Origin of the sequence: Psychrobacter sp. W2-37-MNA-CIBAN-0211, assembly GCF_040309405.1 — a bacterium.
Classification (GTDB): domain Bacteria; phylum Pseudomonadota; class Gammaproteobacteria; order Pseudomonadales; family Moraxellaceae; genus Psychrobacter; species Psychrobacter glaciei.
In genome coordinates, this window is record NZ_JBEOOU010000126.1 from 1 (window position 1) to 281 (window position 281).

A 281-nucleotide genomic window follows, 5' to 3' on the forward strand; every position below is an offset into this window, starting at 1 on the left:
GTGATCCAGCCCCAGGTTCCCCTAGGGCTACCTTGTTACGACTTCACCCCAGTCATGAATCACTCCGTGGTAAACGTCCTCCCGAGGGTTAGACTATCTACTTCTGGAGCAACCCACTCCCATGGTGTGACGGGCGGTGTGTACAAGGCCCGGGAACGTATTCACCGCGTCATTCTGATACGCGATTACTAGCGATTCCGACTTCATGGAGTCGAGTTGCAGACTCCAATCCGGACTACGACGCACTTTAAGTGATTCGCTTACCTTCGCAGGTTCGCAGC

The 281-nt window shown here is 54.4% G+C and carries 1 rRNA gene; it reads right to left on the reverse strand.

Features of this window, described 5'->3' with window-relative positions:
• Positions 1 to 281, reverse strand: a 16S ribosomal RNA gene (locus AAEY72_RS14575); the annotation flags it as partial.